The sequence below is a fragment of the Cupriavidus sp. DF5525 genome (assembly GCF_040149425.2).
In the GTDB taxonomy this organism is placed as follows: Bacteria; Pseudomonadota; Gammaproteobacteria; order Burkholderiales; family Burkholderiaceae; genus Cupriavidus; species Cupriavidus pickettii_A.
Genome location: NZ_CP168265.1, coordinates 2,251,723 through 2,266,989, shown reverse-complemented (window position 1 = coordinate 2,266,989; position 15,267 = coordinate 2,251,723). Strand labels below are relative to the sequence as shown.

11 protein-coding genes are annotated in these 15,267 nt (G+C 66.9%); 9 read left to right on the top strand and 2 right to left on the bottom strand.

Translation table 11 applies throughout. The annotated features are described in order from the left end of the window. Nucleotides 1-16: 16 nt before the first annotated feature. Nucleotides 17-1,054 carry a tripartite tricarboxylate transporter substrate binding protein gene (locus tag ABNX08_RS10565; protein ID WP_349607192.1) on the bottom strand — a complete coding sequence of 346 codons (1,038 nt, stop codon included), beginning with the start codon at nt 1,052-1,054 and terminating at the stop codon, nt 17-19. A gap of 181 nt (nt 1,055-1,235) precedes the next feature. Between ABNX08_RS10565 and ABNX08_RS10560 the strand changes: the two genes are divergently transcribed. Further along, complete coding sequence (locus tag ABNX08_RS10560; RefSeq protein WP_349607193.1) at nt 1,236-2,936, top strand: thiamine pyrophosphate-binding protein; 1,701 nt, start codon at nt 1,236-1,238, stop codon at nt 2,934-2,936. Between the two features lie 23 nt (nt 2,937-2,959). On the opposite strand, the gene ABNX08_RS10555 is transcribed toward ABNX08_RS10560, so the two are convergent. After that, on the bottom strand, nt 2,960-3,661 hold the full coding sequence (locus ABNX08_RS10555; protein ID WP_349607194.1) for a GntR family transcriptional regulator: 702 nt from the start codon (nt 3,659-3,661) through the stop codon (nt 2,960-2,962). A 177-nt stretch (nt 3,662-3,838) separates the two neighbouring features. On the opposite strand from ABNX08_RS10555, the gene araD reads away from it, so the two are divergent. The 8 genes from araD (at nt 3,839) to aceE (ending at nt 15,234) form a co-directional block, all read left to right on the top strand. Next, a complete protein-coding gene (araD, locus tag ABNX08_RS10550; RefSeq protein WP_349607195.1) occupies nt 3,839-5,578 on the top strand; it encodes an L-arabinonate dehydratase in 1,740 nt (579 codons plus the stop codon). A 33-nt stretch (nt 5,579-5,611) separates the two neighbouring features. Beyond that, nucleotides 5,612-6,331, top strand: coding sequence for a ribonuclease activity regulator RraA (locus tag ABNX08_RS10545; protein ID WP_022535183.1), 720 nt, complete (start codon nt 5,612-5,614; stop codon nt 6,329-6,331). A 76-nt stretch (nt 6,332-6,407) separates the two neighbouring features. Then, on the top strand, nt 6,408-7,409 hold the full coding sequence (locus ABNX08_RS10540) for a tripartite tricarboxylate transporter substrate binding protein (RefSeq protein WP_022535182.1): 1,002 nt from the start codon (nt 6,408-6,410) through the stop codon (nt 7,407-7,409). Between the two features lie 170 nt (nt 7,410-7,579). Next, nucleotides 7,580-8,584, top strand: a complete 1,005-nt coding sequence (locus tag ABNX08_RS10535) for a tripartite tricarboxylate transporter substrate binding protein (protein WP_349607196.1) — start codon at nt 7,580-7,582, stop codon at nt 8,582-8,584. 20 nt (nt 8,585-8,604) lie between these two features. Continuing rightward, nucleotides 8,605-9,606, top strand: a complete 1,002-nt coding sequence (locus ABNX08_RS10530; protein WP_349607197.1) for a tripartite tricarboxylate transporter substrate binding protein — start codon at nt 8,605-8,607, stop codon at nt 9,604-9,606. Nucleotides 9,607-9,639: 33 nt separating this feature from the next. Further along, nucleotides 9,640-10,578, top strand: coding sequence for a 2-hydroxyacid dehydrogenase (locus ABNX08_RS10525; protein WP_349607198.1), 939 nt, complete (start codon nt 9,640-9,642; stop codon nt 10,576-10,578). Between the two features lie 556 nt (nt 10,579-11,134). Next, entirely contained in the window at nt 11,135-12,346 is a 1,212-nt protein-coding gene (locus ABNX08_RS10520; protein WP_349607199.1) for an NAD(P)/FAD-dependent oxidoreductase, read from the top strand. Between the two features lie 182 nt (nt 12,347-12,528). Continuing rightward, nucleotides 12,529-15,234: a pyruvate dehydrogenase (acetyl-transferring), homodimeric type gene (gene aceE / locus ABNX08_RS10515; RefSeq protein WP_349607200.1), complete on the top strand. Its 2,706-nt coding sequence runs from the start codon at nt 12,529-12,531 to the stop codon at nt 15,232-15,234. The last annotated feature ends 33 nt before the right edge of the window (nt 15,235-15,267 follow it).

The following is a 15,267-nucleotide window of genomic DNA, read 5'->3' as shown; positions in this document are numbered from 1 at the left end:
TGAAGGGATCGGGTGCCTACTCCACGCGGATGCCGGCGCTCTTGACCAGCTTGCCCCATTTGGCCACCTCGGCCTTCTGGAACGCGGACAGCTCGGCGGGGCCCGCGCCGGACGGCTCGATGCCCATGTTCACCAGGCGGTTGCGCACCTCGGGCTCGTGGATGATCTTGCCGATCTCGGCGGAGAGCCGGTTGACGATCGGCATCGGCGTGCCGGCCGGCGCGAAGATCGCCTGCCACGACACTATCTCATAGCCCTTCAGGCCGCTCTCGGCCACGGTCGGCACATCGGGCAGCTCCGGGGCACGGCGCGGCCCGGTGCTGGCCAGCGCGCGCAGCTTGCCGGCCTGGATCAGCGGCATGGCCGCGATGCTGTTCTCGAACACCATGTCGACCTGGTTGCCGAGCAGGGCCTGGACGGCGGGGCTGCTGCCCTTGAACGGCACATGCAGCAGCTTCAGGCCGGCCATCGAGGCAAACAGCTCGCCGGACAGGTGCTGCGAGGTGCCGTTGCCGGAGGAGCCAAAGCTGACCCCGGCCGGGCGCGCCTTGGCCGCGGCGATCACGTCCTGCACCGATTTCCACGGGCTGCTGGCATTGACCACCAGCACGTTGGGCAGGGTGCCGATCAGCGCCACCGGCTGGAAGTTCTTCACCGGGTCATACGGCATCTTCGAGTACAGGCTGACGTTGATCGCATGGGAACTGATGGTCCCGCCGACCAGCGTGTATCCATCCGGCGCCGCCTTGGCGACATAGTCGGTGCCGATATTGCCGCCGGCGCCGGCACGGTTCTCGATCACCACGGGCTGGCCGAGCGCTTGCGACAGCCGCTGACCGATCAGGCGGCCGAGCACGTCGGTGGAGCCGCCGGCCGCGAACGGCACGATATAGGTGATGGGCTTGGCCGGCCAGCCGTCCTGCGCCCGCGCCGGCTTGGCGGGCAGGGCGGCGATGGCCAGCGCGGCGAGCGATGCTAAGGCCAGATGCGGGGCCAGGCGCGGGGCAATCCGTCGCGTAAGGTAGGCGTCCTGCCGGCAGGTGAGGTCTGGCATGGGGTTGTCTCCTGATTTTCTTGTGGGGGCCGCCTTGCGGCCTGCCAGCAATCTACTGGCTGGCAGCGGGTCGAGCCTTGCGTTTTCTGCATAGCAGGCATGCAGGAAGACGCGGGCAGTGGCGGCGGGGGCAAGGCAACAATCTGCCCTGTGCATCCCCACCCGAATCTGCTGACCCGCCATGACGCCTCAATCCGCCTTTTCCCCCGCCCATTCATCCGTACCCCAGACGCCAATCCAGCGCACCGGCGGCCGCGTGCTGGTGGACGCGTTGCGCCTGCATGGCGCCGATCGCATCTACTGCGTGCCGGGCGAGAGCTTCCTCGACGTGCTGGATGCACTGCACGACCAGCCCGCCATCGACCTGGTGGTCTGCAAGCATGAGGGTGCGGCGGCAAACATGGCCGAGGCCGACGGCAAGCTGACCGGCCGCCCCGGCATCTGCTTCGTGACCCGAGGCCCGGGCGCCACCCACGCCAGCATCGGGGTGCATATTGCCGCGCAGGATTCGACGCCGATGATCCTGTTCGTCGGCCAGATCGCGCGCCAGCACGTGGGGCGCGAGGCGTTCCAGGAAGTGGATTACGTAGGGATGTTCGGCGGCATGGCCAAGTGGGTGGCGCAGATCGACGATCCCGCACGCATCCCGGAACTGGTCGCCAGGGCCTTCCAGTGCGCGACCTCGGGCCGGCCTGGCCCGGTGGTGCTGGCGCTGCCCGAGGACGTGCTCGACGGCCTGTGCGAATGCGCCGATGCGGCACCGTACCAGCCGGTCACGGCCTCGCCGTCGCAGGAAGATGCCCAGTCGCTGCGCGCCGCGCTGGCCGGCGCCGAACGCCCGCTGGTGATCGCCGGCGGCGCGGGCTGGACCGCTCAAGCGGCCGAGGACTTTGCCGCCTTCATCAAGGCATGGAACTTGCCGGTGGCCTGCGCCTTCCGCCGTCAGGACGTCTTCGACAACCGCGATGAACACTATGCCGGCCACCTGAGCCTGGGCGTCAACCCGCGCCTGGCCCAGCGCGTGCGCGATGCCGACCTGATCCTCGCGTTCGGCACCCGCCTGGGCGACATCGCGACCGACGGCTACCAGTTGCTGGAGCCGCCGCGCCCGCGCCAGCGCCTGGTGCATGTCCATGCCGACAGCGCCGAGCTGGGCCGCGTGTACCAGGCCGAGCTGGCGATCCAGGCCGGCATCGTGCCCGGCACGCGCATGCTCGCCGCGCTGGGCGCGCCGGAATCGCCGCGCTGGGCGCAATGGACCCGCGCCGCGCGCGCCGACCACGTCGCCTTTGCGACGCCGGTGGCGCCGAACGCGCAACTGCGCGGTGTCAACCTGAACAAGGTGATGCAGCACCTCGACCAAACGCTGCCCGACGACGCCATCCTGAGCAACGGCGCCGGCAACTACACCGTCTGGCTGCACCGCTTCTTCGCCTACCGGCAGCCGCGCACCGAGCTGGCCTCCACCTGTGGCGCCATGGGCTACGGCCTGCCGGCAGCCATCGCGGCCAAGCTGAGAAATCCGGAGCAGACCGTGGTCTGCTTTGCCGGCGACGGCTGCTTCCTGATGTATCCGCAGGAACTGGCGACCGCGGCGGAGGCGGGGGCCAACGTCATCGTCGTGCTGGTCAACAACGGCATGTACGGCACCATCCGCATGCACCAGGAGAAGCGCTATCCGGGGCGCGTCAGCGGCACCGGCATCCGCAATCCCGATTTCGTGGCCATGGCGCGGGCCTGCGGCGCCTGGGCCGAGCGTGTCGAGCATGCCGATGCGTTTGCCGGGGCCTTCGAGCGTGCCAACGCCGCCGGCACGCCGGCGCTGATCGAACTGGTGACTGATCCGCGCCAGATCACGCCGGCGATGTGGGTGGATCAGTGACGCGGCCCGGCGTCGAGGCTGCCTCAGCGGAAATAGTCAGAAAACCGCGCGCGGATGTCGTCGATGTTGGCCAGCGTGCCGGACAGGTGCGCGCGCAGCGCGGCCTCGGCGCGCGCCGGATCGGCGGATGCGATCGCGTCGACGATGGCGTCGTGGTCGCGCAGCACGGCCAGCGCCTTGCCGGGAATGGGCAGGTGCAGGCGGCGCAGCCGGTCCAGGTGGCCGCTTTGGCGGCGCACCAGGCCCCACAGGTCCGGCACCTTCGCCGCGTCATAGAGTTCGCGATGGAAGGCCTGGTCGGTGACGCTGAATTCGTCGAGGTCCTGCAGCTCCAGCATCATGCGCTGCCGCGCGACCGTGGCGCGCAGGCGTTCGACCAGCACCGGATCGGCCTGCAGCGCCAGCGTGCGCACGATTTCGAGCTCGACCGAGCGGCGAAGGAAATGCGCCTGCGTGGCCAGGGCGACGTTGATCGGGCTGACCACCGTGGCGTGCTGCGGAAAGATGTCGACCAGGCCTTCTTCGCCGAGGCGGATCAGCGCGTCGCGGACCGGGGTCTGGCTGGTCCCGTATTGCTCGGCCAGTTCCGGGCGCGACAGGATGGTGCCGGGTGGCAGGGCCATCGAGAGGATCTGGTCGCGCAGGTGCTCGAACACCTGCGGGGCAGCATGGCGTGTGCGGTCGAACTGGAACTGGGCGGGCGATGAAGGGAGTGCGGCTCGCATGGCAGGAAACTGAGATGGGGCGCCTGAACCGTCACACTGACGGTCCTGGGACGTCCCGAATGGTGGGATTCTAAGGGAATCCACTCACATTGACGTACTAATATATTAGTGCTTTAATGTTTTTCATCAAGGCCCGGCCGTGTGCGGCAGGCCATATGACAAAGGTGGAAGAGACACATGACGGCTCGCAAGAAGACACCGGACGCGCTGCGCAGCGCGCGCTGGTTCGCCCCCGATGACCTCCGCTCATCGGGCCATCGGTCCCGCATCATGCAGATGGGCTACTCGCCGGGCGAGTGGATGGGCAAGCCGCTCATCGCCATCATCAATACGTGGTCGGATATCAATCCCTGCCACGCCCACTTCAAGCAGCGCGTCGACGACGTCAAGCGCGGCGTCCTGCAGGCGGGTGGCTTCCCCATCGAACTGCCGGCCATCTCGCTGTCGGAAAGCTCGGTCAAGCCGACCACCATGCTCTATCGCAACTTCCTGGCGATGGAGACCGAAGAGCTGATCCGCTCCCATCCCATCGACGGTGCGGTGCTGATGGGCGGCTGCGACAAGACCACGCCGGGCCTGCTAATGGGCGCCACCAGCGCGGGCGTGCCGGCCATCTTCGTGCCGGCCGGCCCGATGCTGCGCGGCAACTACAAGGGCAAGGTGCTGGGCTCCGGCTCGGACGCCTGGAAGTACTGGGACGAGCGCCGCGCCGGCAATATCAGCGAGGCGGCGTGGATCGGCATCGAAGGCGGCATCGCGCGCAGCCACGGCACCTGCATGACGATGGGCACGGCCAGCACCATGACGGCCATCGCCGAATCGATCGGCATGACACTGCCCGGCGCGTCCTCGATCCCGGCCGCCGATGCCAATCACATCCGCATGTGTTCCGAGGCCGGCCGCCGCATCGTCGACATGGTGTGGGAGGACCTGACGCCGCAGCGCATCCAGTCGCGGCAGTCGTACGAGAACGCCATCGCCGTGGCCATGGCGATGGGCTGTTCCACCAACGCGATCATCCATGTCATTGCCATGGCGCGGCGCGCCGGCCATGACATCGGCCTGGAGGACTTCGATGCCGCCAGCCGGCGCGTGCCGGTGATCGCCAACATCCGGCCCAGCGGCGACAAATACCTGATGGAAGACTTCTTCTACGCGGGCGGCCTGCCGGCGCTGATGAACCGCATCAGCGACCGCCTGCACCTCGACGCGCTGACCATCACCGGCCGCACGCTGGGCGAGTCCATCGCCGGGGCCGAGGTCTACAACGACGACGTCATCCGCACGCCGGAGAACGCGCTCTACCAGGAAGGCGCGCTGGCCGTGCTCAAGGGCAACATCGCGCCGGACGGCTGCGTGATCAAGCCCAGCGCCTGCGAGAAACGGTTTTTCAAGCACACCGGGCCGGCGCTGGTGTTCGATGACTATCCGTCGATGAAGGAAGCGGTGGAGCGCGACGACCTCGACGTCACCGCCGACCATGTGCTGATCCTGCGCAACGCCGGCCCGCAAGGCGGCCCCGGCATGCCGGAGTGGGGCATGCTGCCGATCCCGAAGAAGTTGGTGAAGCAGGGCGTGCGCGACATGCTGCGCATGTCCGATGCGCGCATGAGCGGCACCAGCTACGGCGCCTGCATCCTGCACGTCTCGCCGGAATCGTATGTCGGCGGGCCGTTCGCCCTGGTGCAAACCGGCGACCTGATCTCGGTCGACATCGAGCAGCGCAGCATCCACCTGGAAGTGTCCGACGAAGAGCTGGCGCGCCGCCGTGCGCAATGGACGCCGCCGCCGCCGCGTTTCGAGCGCGGCTATGGCTGGATGTTCTCCCAGCATATCCGCCAGGCCAACGAAGGCTGCGATTTCGACTTCCTGCAAACCGACTTCGGCGCGCCCACCGGCGAGCCGAGCATCTACTGACCCGGCCCGCGCGGCCGCCCGGCAAGGACCACCATGACCCAACTCAGCCCCTCCGTACGTGAGCAGCTCAAGACCGTCAGCACCGCCACGCTGTGCACCGCGTTGTTCAAGCGCGGCCTGCGCAACCAGTTCATCCAGGACGTGCGCCCGCTCAATCCCGAGGGCGGCAACATGGTGGGCGAGGCCTTCACGTTGCGCTACATCCCGGCGCGCGAGGACCTCAACCCCATTACCGTGTTCCAGGATCCCGCGCATCCGCAGCGGCAGGCCATCGAGCAATGCCCGCCGGGCGCGGTGCTGGTGATCGACAGCCGCAAGGACGCACGCGCGGCCTCGGCAGGCTCGATCCTGGTCACGCGCCTGATGCAGCGTGGTGGCGCGGGCATCGTCACCGACGGCGGCTTCCGCGATTCGCCCGAGATCGCCCGGCTGGCCATGCCCGCCTATCACAACCGCCCGTCGGCGCCGACCAACCTCACGCTGCACCAGGCGCTGGAATTCAATGTGCCGATCGGCTGCGGTGACGTGGCCGTGTTCCCCAGAGACGTGGTGGTTGGCGACGGCGAGGGCGTGATCATCATCCCGGCTCACCTCGCCGAAGAGATCGCCGCCGAGGCGGTGGAGATGACCGCGTTCGAGGATTTCGTCACCGAGGAAGTGAACAAGGGCCGCTCCATCATCGGGCTGTATCCGCCCACCACCGAACAGGCCCGCGAAGATTTCGCGGCCTGGCGCAAGGCCACGGGCCGCTAAGCCGGTACTGACGCCGGTCCACGCCAACGACTACACAGACTGGCCGGCGATGACCGGCCATGGCAGGAGACAAGGAATGAAGCAACGTATTGCGCTCGCGACGCGCGGCGCCCGCACCGTGGCCGCGTGCCTGGCACTCAGCATCGGCGCCGTGTGCGCACCGGCACATGCCGAGGACAAATGGCCGTCGCGCCCGATCACCTGGGTGGTGCCGTTCGCGGCCGGGGGCTCGACCGACATCGTCGCGCGCACCATCGGCCAGGAAGTCTCGCGCGCCCTTGGGCAGCCGGTGGTGGTGGAGAACCGGCCCGGCGCGGCCGGCGCCGTGGGCGCGGGCTATGTGGCGCGCGCCAAGCCCGATGGCTATACGCTCTTCGGCGGCACCATCAGCACCCACGCCATCAACGCCAGCCTGTACAAGAACCTGTCATACGACCCGGTCAAGGATTTCGAGCCGGTCAGCCTGGTCGGCTATGTGCCGAACGTGCTGATGGTGAATGCGGAGCTGCCGGTCAACAACGTGCAGGAACTGATCGCCTACGCGAAGAAGAAGAACGGCCTCAGTTTCGCCTCATCCGGTGCGGGCACGTCGACCCACCTGGCCGGCGAACTGTTTGCGGACTTGATCCAAGTCCCGATGACGCACGTGCCATACAAGGGTAGCCCGCAAGCCGTGCAGGACGTGGCTGCCGGGCTCGTGCCTTTCCTGTTCGACCAGCTGACCGCGGGCGAGGCGATGATCAAGGCCGGCAAGCTGCGTCCGCTGGCGGTGACTTCGCCCAAGCGCTCCGCGCTGCTGCCCAAGGTGCCGACCATGGCCGAAGCGGGCGTCAGCGGCTTCGAGATGGTTTCCTGGCAGGCGTTGTACGCGCCGCGCGGTACGCCCAAGGAGGTGGTGCAGCGGCTCAACGCCGAAGTCGTGCGTGCGCTGAAGCAGCCCGCGGTGCAGCAACGGCTGACGCAGCAACTTGGCATGGAAGTTGTCGGCAGCACGCCCGCCGAGTTGTCGGCGCTGATGGATAAGGAGATCCCGCGCTGGGCGGCGCTGGTGAAGAAGTCCGGGGCGCGGGTCGACTAAGCGGGCAGGGAAGGGGGCATGAGACCGCCCCCGGATTGCTGACCAAGCTGTCCCGTAGCCGCAAGGTCTTGAATCAGCGATTGGGTGCTCCCTCTCCCGCTTCCGGGAGAGGGGCAAAACGCCAGCGGCCATCCGACGTTCGCCAAATAAATTCTCAGGCAGGAGACACCATGAATACCACCGTTCGTTCCATCGCACCAAAATACTCCCGCCTTGCCGCCGGCCTCGCAGCGACAGCGCTGTTCCTCGCGCTAACGCCCACTGGCGCCCGCGCCCAGAGCTATCCCAGCAAACCGATCACCATCGTCGTGCCCGCCTCGCCGGGCGGTGCCATCGACCTGGTGGCGCGGCTGGTCGGCCAGAAGCTGACCGCGGCCTGGGGCCAGTCGGTAGTCGTCGACAACCGCAGCGGCGCGACCGGCATCGTCGGCACCGACCTGGTGGCGAAGGCTCCCCCGGACGGCTACACGCTGGCGCTCGTGGCCAGCAGCCACGCCATCAATCCGAGCATGGTGCGCAAGCTGCCGTTCGATACGGTCAAGAGCTTCGAGCCGGTCGCGCTGACGCACGTCGTGCCGCTGATGCTGGTGGTCTCGCCGTCGGTCCCCGTGAAGTCGGTCAAGGAACTGATCGCCTATGGCAAGGCCCATCCCGGCGAGCTGTCGTTCGCGTCGAGCGGATCGGGCGGGGCGCCGCATTTCTCCGGCGAACTGTTCAAGAGCATGGCCGGCATCGACATGGTCCACGTGCCCTACAAGGGCAGCACGCTGGCGCATCCGGACCTGACCAGCGGGCGCGTCTCGCTGATGTTTGACACCGTAGCCGCGATCAGCCCGCAGGTGAAAGCCGGCAAGGTCAAGGCGCTCGCCGTCACCACGACCAAGCACGCGGCGATCGCACCGCAGGTGCCGACCATGGCGGAAGCCGGCCTGCCGGGCTATGACACCAGCACCTGGGGCGGCGTCCTCGCACCGGCCGGCACGCCCAAGGCCGTGATCGACAAGCTCAATGCCGCCATCAGCCAGGCCCTGGCCGCGCCGGACGTGCGCGAACGCCTGCTGGCGGCCGGCATCGAGCCCGCGGGTGGCAGCCCCGCGCAGTTCGCCGGCTTTATCCAGACCGAGATGGTCAAGTGGGCCAAGGTGGCCAAGAACGCCGGCATCCAGCCGGAATGACGCGACAGGGAGACACAGCCATGCCACATCAACATCGAGCCAACGGCGGCCGGCGCCGCGTGCTGCGGGCCCTTTGCCTTGCCGCCGCACCACTGCTGGCGCCCACCGCGCACGCACAGGCCACCGCCTGGCCGGCACGGCCGGTCACGATCATCCTGCCATTCACGCCGGGCGGCGGCACCGATATCGCCACGCGGCTGGTCGCGCAGCGCCTGTCGCAGCTATGGGGGCAGCCGGTGCTGGTCGACAATCGCCCGGGCGCGGCCGGCAATGTCGGCCTGGAGCTGGCGGCGCGCGCCAGGCCGGATGGCTACACGCTGGTGGCGGGCAATGTCGGCACGCAGTCGATCAACCCCACGCTGTACACCAAGCTCTCCTATGACCCCAATGGCCTGGTGCCGGTGACTGAGATGGCCGAGCTGCCGTTCGTGCTGGTGGTCACGCCCAAGCTGGCCGCCAAGACCGCGAAGGACCTGGTGGCGCTGGCCAAGGCGCAGCCGGGCAAGTTGTCGTTCGCCAGCTCAGGCACCGGCGGCTCGCCGCACTTGTCGGGCGAGATCTTCAAGGCCGCCACCGGCACCGACATGCTGCACGTGCCCTACAAGGGCGGCGGCGCCGCCATGACCGACCTGATGGCCGGCAACGTCGACATGCTGTTCGCCTCGGTGCTGGAGACCGCGGGGCACATCAAGGCGGGCAAGCTGCGTGCGCTTGCGGTGACGGGAAAGGTGCGCTCGCCGGCGTTGCCCAATGTGCCGACGCTGCAGGAGGCCGGGATCTCCGGCGCGGAATCCGGCTCGTGGGTAGGCCTGCTCGCGCCGGCTGGCACGCCAAAGGATATCGTCGAGAAGATCGCCGCGGGCGTGAAACAGGTGGTGGCGGTGCCTGAAGTCCGCCAGCAACTGGTAGAGCAGGGCGCGATCCCCGTGGGCAGCACCCCACAGCAGTTCGGCGAGCTGATCGCCACCGACCGCAAGCGCTACGCAAAAATCATTGTCGACAATAAGCTGCGCGCCGACTGACGCGCACGACTCTCTCTTCAAAGGACTCATCGCATGAAACCCCGCCTGCTGCAGCACGGCCGCCTGCCGGAAGCCATCGAAGCGCGTCTCGCCGAACACTACGACGTCCATCCGTTCTGGACCGAGACCGACCCCGCCGGCTTCCTCGCCCGCCAGGGCAGCGAGTTCGTGGCCCTGACCACGCGCGCCGCGATTGGTGCCGACGCCGTGCTGCTGGCCGCCTTGCCGTCGCTGCGCGTGATCTCCAGCTTCGGCGTGGGCCTGGACAAGCTCGACCTCGACACCGCACGCGGCCGCGGCATCGCCGTGGGCTATACGCCGGATGTCCTGAACGACTGCGTCGCCGATACCGCCTTTGCGCTGCTGATGGGCGTATCGCGCAAGATCAGTGCCGCGGACCGCTTCGTGCGCCGGGGCGAATGGCCCAAGGGGCAGTTTCCGCTGGCCACGCGCGTGAGCGGCAAGCGGCTCGGCATCATCGGCATGGGCCGCATCGGGCGCGTGATCGCGCACCGCTCAGCCGGCTTCGACATGGAGGTCCGCTATCACAGCCGCAACCGCTCCGACGATGCGCCTTACTCCTACGAGCCGTCGCTGGAGAACCTGGCGCGCTGGGCCGACTACCTCGTCATCGCCACCGCCGGCGGCCCGTCGACGCGCCACCTGGTTTCCGCCGCCGTCCTCGACGCACTGGGTCCGCAAGGCTTCCTGATCAATATCGCGCGCGGCACCGTGGTGGACGAGGCCGCACTCGTCGATGCGCTGGTTCACCAGCGCATCGCCGGGGCCGGACTGGATGTGTTCGAGGATGAGCCGCACGTGCCCGAGGCGCTGTTCGAACTGGACAACGTCGTGCTGCTCCCGCATGTCGCCAGCGCCACGCATGAGACACGCCAGGCGATGGCCGAACTGGTGTTCGAGAACCTGCAGGCATTCTTTGCTACGGGTGCGGTGAAAAAGTCGGCGATCTAGCGGGACGCCGCTCAGCTTGTGGCGATTCCAGTCTGGGATGCGCCACCCCGGGCCTGCTGAGGCAGCGACTTATACGGCGGCCCCGACGCTTTGCTCGCCTCGCCTTCGTCGGCCGTGCCATTGGTGCGGCCGGGCGGGGCGGAGACCCCTGTCAAGTCCTGGCCTGCCACTAACGAGTGGGGCGTGCCGTGCACTGCCCACTCCGACCCGGACCCCGCCGCCCAGGCAGCAACGCCTGTGGCCACCAGGGCAACCGCGCTAAGGGTGCCAACCCATCCGATCTGTTTCATGATGTGCTCCTTTTTCGCTCTATAACTACGACTTATACAGTCGTAGTAAACATAGTCGATCGCTCGCGCGAGCGCAAGCCGTTGCGCGAGACCCCTTCGGTTTTGAACGAGTCATTGAAAAAATTCTTGCGTTATCTTAACTACGACTCATACAATCGTAGTTAAGGCGCGCAGTCGTAGGCTGGCGTCGAGCTGATCAGGCCGCTACGCCAGGCGTGGACCCTGTCTGGTCAGATGAAACCGAAGATTATTCAGGAGCATGAAACATGTCCAAACGCATTCTTGTTATCGGCGCCGGCTTTGCCGGCTTCTGGAGCGCACTGGCTTCGGCCCGCCTGCTGGATGAAGTGGGGCGCACTGACGTGGAGATCGCGCTGGTAGCGCCGGAGCCCGAACTGCATGTTCGTCCGCGGCTCTACGAGCAAAACCCGGCGGGCATGAAAGCTCCGCTGCAGGAGATCTTCAAGGCTGTTGGCATCAAGTTCATCCAGGGTGTCGTGGAACGCATCGATGTGGCAAGCCAGGAAGTCGAACTGGCGGGCGTGGGCGTGGATACGTCGCGCCGCAAGCTTGGCTATGACCGCCTGGTCCTCGCTACCGGCAGCCGCCTGTTCCGGCCGCAGATCCCGGGTCTTGACCAGCACGCGTTCAATGTCGACCAGGTGGCGGATGCCGCGCAGCTTGAGGCCCATATCGAGAGCCTGGCCAGCCGCCCCGAAAGCGCAGCGCGCAACACGGTGGTGGTCGCCGGTGCCGGTTTTACGGGTATCGAGACTGCTGCGGAACTGCCTGCCCGTCTGCGCGAGGTGTTTGGCAAGGACGCGGCCGTGAACGTGATCATGGTCGAGCGCAACAATGAAGTCGGTCCCGATCTGGGTGCCGGCCCGCGTCCGGTAATCACGCAGGCACTGAGCGAACTCGGTGTGACGTGGAAGCTGGGCTCCGGTGTCGCGGCTGTGGATGCGAATGGCGTCACGCTCGAGAACGGCGAGCGCATCGAGTCCGCCACCGTCATCTGGACCGCGGGCGCTCGCGCCAGCACGCTCACGGCCCAGATCCCGGCGGAGCGCGACAACTTCGGCCGCCTTCATGTCGATCGCAACCTGAAGGTCAAGGGCCTGGATACGGTCTACGCCACCGGTGATGTCGCCCGTGCCGCCACCGATGACGAAGGCAACGTCACGATGATGTCTTGCCAGCACGCCATGAATCTGGGCCGGTCCGCAGGTCACAACGTGGCAGCGGACCTCCTGGGTGAAGCGCAGCTTCCCTACAGCCAGCCGAAGTACGTGACGTGTCTGGACCTGGGTCCGTGGGGCGCGGTCTATACCGAGGGCTGGGATCGCCAGGTGAAGCTGGTGGGCGCGGAAGCCAAGGCACTGAAGACGCAGATCAACACCGAGTGGATCTATCCGCCAAGTGCTGACCGTGCCGAAGCACTGGCTTTGGCCGACCCCCGTCGCATCGTCGTGGCCTGACCGCGCGAGCAATAGTGAAAGAGGGCGATCCAGTGGATCGCCCTCTTTGCTTTTGCTTCCGTCGTGAGCTTGCCGTTGAACTGGTTTCGTAGCCGAGATGCACGGCTTAACTACGACTTGAAAAGTCGTAGTTATAGTCTATACTCAGTTCCAGGCCATACAACCACCCGAGAGAGACTCCCATGTACGCAACGCAAAATTCCGAGATTGAGTCGACCGCCGACGCCCGCGACGACGATCCGCGAGAAACCGCGGAATGGCTGGAGGCGATCGAAGGGGTCATCGACAACGTCGGCCCGCAGCGCGCCCACTACCTTATCGAGCGGCAGATTGCCCATGCGCGTCTGCGCGGGCAATCGCAGCCGCATGCCGCGGGTACGCCCTACGTCAACACCATTGCCGTCGACCGGCAACCGCGTATGCCGGGCGATGCCGAAACCGAGCACCGCATCCGGGCCTACACGCGCTGGAACGCGATGGCGATGGTGGTGCGGGCTGGCAAGACCTCGAACGTCGGCGGGCATATTGCCTCGTTCGCATCGGCCGCCACGCTCTACGATGTGGGCTTCAACCACTTCTGGCGCGCGCCCACCGCCGATCATGGCGGCGACCTCGTCTTCGTGCAGGGCCACGTTTCGCCGGGAATCTACGCCCGTGCCTTCCTGCTGGGCCGGCTGACCGAAAAGCACCTCGACAAATTCCGCCGTGAAGTGGGCGGCGAGGGGCTGTCCTCCTACCCCCATCCCTGGCTGATGCCCGACTTCTGGCAGTTCCCCACCGTCTCGATGGGATTGGGGCCGCTGATGGCGATCTACCAGGCCCGCTTCATGAAGTACCTGCAGGCCCGCGGCATCGCAAAGACCGACGACCGCAAGGTCTGGGTGTTCCTGGGCGACGGCGAGATGGATGAGCCTGAATCGCTGGGCGCCATCGGCATGGCCGGACGCGAGCGACTGGGCAATCTCGTCTTCGTGATCAATGCCAACCTGCAGCGGCTGGATGGCCCGGTGCGCGGCAACGGCAAGATCGTGCAGGAACTGGAGTCGATCTTCCTGGGCGCCGGCTGGCGGGTGATCAAGGTGTTGTGGGGCGACCGCTGGGATGCCTTGCTCGCGCGCGACAAGACTGGCGCGCTGACCCGACGCATGATGGAAGTGGTCGACGGCGAATACCAGACCTACCGCTCGAAGTCGGGCGCCTACCTGCGCGAGCACTTCTTCAATACGCCTGAGTTGAAGGCGCTGGTGGCCGACTACACCGATGATGAGCTCTGGAACCTGAACCGGGGCGGTCACGATCCCGAGAAAGTCTATGCAGCGTTCGCGGAAGCCGCGCGAGGCGGCGACAGCCCGACCGTGATCCTCGCCAAGACGATCAAGGGCTACGGGATGGGGGAGCAGGGCCAGGCTGCCAACGTGAACCACCAGCAGAAGAAGGTGCAGGTGGATGCGCTGCGGGCCCTCCGGGACAAGTACGCGCTGCCCATCGCCGATGACCAGATCGAGGATGTCCCTTATGTCAGCTTCCCGGAGGGATCGAAGGAACTGGCCTACATGCGGGCACGGCGTGAGGCGCTCGGTGGATATCTGCCGGCGCGGCGCCAGAAGGCCGAGTCGCTGCCCGTGCCGGCGCTGTCAGCGTTCGACACTCTGCTGCAGGGCACGCCGGAAGGGCGGGGCATGTCGACCACGATGGCCTTCGTGCGCATCCTGGGCACGTTGCTCAAGGACAAGGTGCTTGGCAGGCGTATCGTCCCGATCGTGCCGGACGAATCACGCACGTTCGGCATGGAGGGCCTGTTCCGCCAGATCGGCATCTGGAACCAGGACGGCCAGAACTACGTGCCGCAGGACGCCGATACGCTGACGTTTTACAAAGAGTCGGCAACCGGCCAGATCCTGCAGGAAGGCATCAACGAAGCTGGCGGCATGGCTGACTGGATCGCCGCAGCCACGTCGTACTCGACGCATGGCGAGACCATGGTGCCGTTCTACATCTTCTATTCGATGTTTGGCTTCCAGCGCGTGGGTGACCTCGCCTGGGCTGCCGGCGACATGCGCGCCCGTGGCTTCCTGTTGGGCGGCATCGCGGGACGCACGACGATCAACGGCGAGGGCCTGCAGCACGAGGACGGTCATTCCCTGTTGTGGGCGTCGTCCGTGCCGAATTGCATCAGCTACGATCCCGCCTTCGCGTACGAGCTGGCCGTGATCGTGCAGGACGGCTTGCGTCGAATGGTGGCCGAGCAGGAAGACGTTTACTACTACCTCACGGTCATGAACGAGAACTATGCCCAGCCGGCCATGCCGGCCGGGGACACGGTCGCGACGGACATCCTCAAGGGCATGTACGCGTTCCGCAAGGCCGATGCCGACGATGCCGACGATGCCGCTCCGCGCGTGCAACTGATGGGCGCCGGCACGATCTTCAACGAGGTGATTGCCGCCGCCGACCTGCTGCACAAGGACTGGGGCGTGGCCGCCGACCTGTGGGGCGTACCGGGCCTGACCGAACTGGCTCGCGACGGCCAGGCCGCCGAGCGTGAACACCTGCTGCACCCCGAAGCGCCGCGCCGCGTGCCGCACGTGACACGCCTGCTTGAGGATGCGAAAGGCCCGGTGATTGTGGCAACCGACTACGTGCGTGCGCTGGCGGAGCAGATCCGTGCCTATGTGCCGCAGCGCTATGTCGTGCTGGGTACCGACGGTTTCGGCCGCTCCGATACCCGCGAGGCCCTGCGCCACTTCTTCGAGGTGGACCGCTACTGGGTCACGATTGCCGCGCTGAAGGCACTTGCCGACGAGGGAGTGATTCCCGCGGCCCGCGTGACCGAGGCGATCCGCAAGTATGGGATCGACCCGGCCAAGCCGAATCCGCTGTATGCGTGAGCGCCGCGCGGGCACTTCCGGCCTGGATGTGTG

Excerpts from the sequence above, each read along its gene's own strand:
- ABNX08_RS10540 (WP_022535182.1), top strand. The coding sequence starts at position 6,408 with ATGAAGCAACGTATTGCGCTCGCGACGCGCGGCGCCCGCACCGTGGCC.
- ABNX08_RS10520 (WP_349607199.1), top strand. The coding sequence starts at position 11,135 with ATGTCCAAACGCATTCTTGTTATCGGCGCCGGCTTTGCCGGCTTCTGG.
- ABNX08_RS10565 (WP_349607192.1), bottom strand. The coding sequence starts at position 1,054 with ATGCCAGACCTCACCTGCCGGCAGGACGCCTACCTTACGCGACGGATT.
- ABNX08_RS10545 (WP_022535183.1), top strand. The coding sequence starts at position 5,612 with ATGACCCAACTCAGCCCCTCCGTACGTGAGCAGCTCAAGACCGTCAGC.
- araD (WP_349607195.1), top strand. The coding sequence starts at position 3,839 with ATGACGGCTCGCAAGAAGACACCGGACGCGCTGCGCAGCGCGCGCTGG.
- ABNX08_RS10535 (WP_349607196.1), top strand. The coding sequence starts at position 7,580 with ATGAATACCACCGTTCGTTCCATCGCACCAAAATACTCCCGCCTTGCC.
- aceE (WP_349607200.1), top strand. The coding sequence starts at position 12,529 with ATGTACGCAACGCAAAATTCCGAGATTGAGTCGACCGCCGACGCCCGC.
- ABNX08_RS10525 (WP_349607198.1), top strand. The coding sequence starts at position 9,640 with ATGAAACCCCGCCTGCTGCAGCACGGCCGCCTGCCGGAAGCCATCGAA.
- ABNX08_RS10555 (WP_349607194.1), bottom strand. The coding sequence starts at position 3,661 with ATGCGAGCCGCACTCCCTTCATCGCCCGCCCAGTTCCAGTTCGACCGC.
- ABNX08_RS10560 (WP_349607193.1), top strand. The coding sequence starts at position 1,236 with ATGACGCCTCAATCCGCCTTTTCCCCCGCCCATTCATCCGTACCCCAG.
- ABNX08_RS10530 (WP_349607197.1), top strand. The coding sequence starts at position 8,605 with ATGCCACATCAACATCGAGCCAACGGCGGCCGGCGCCGCGTGCTGCGG.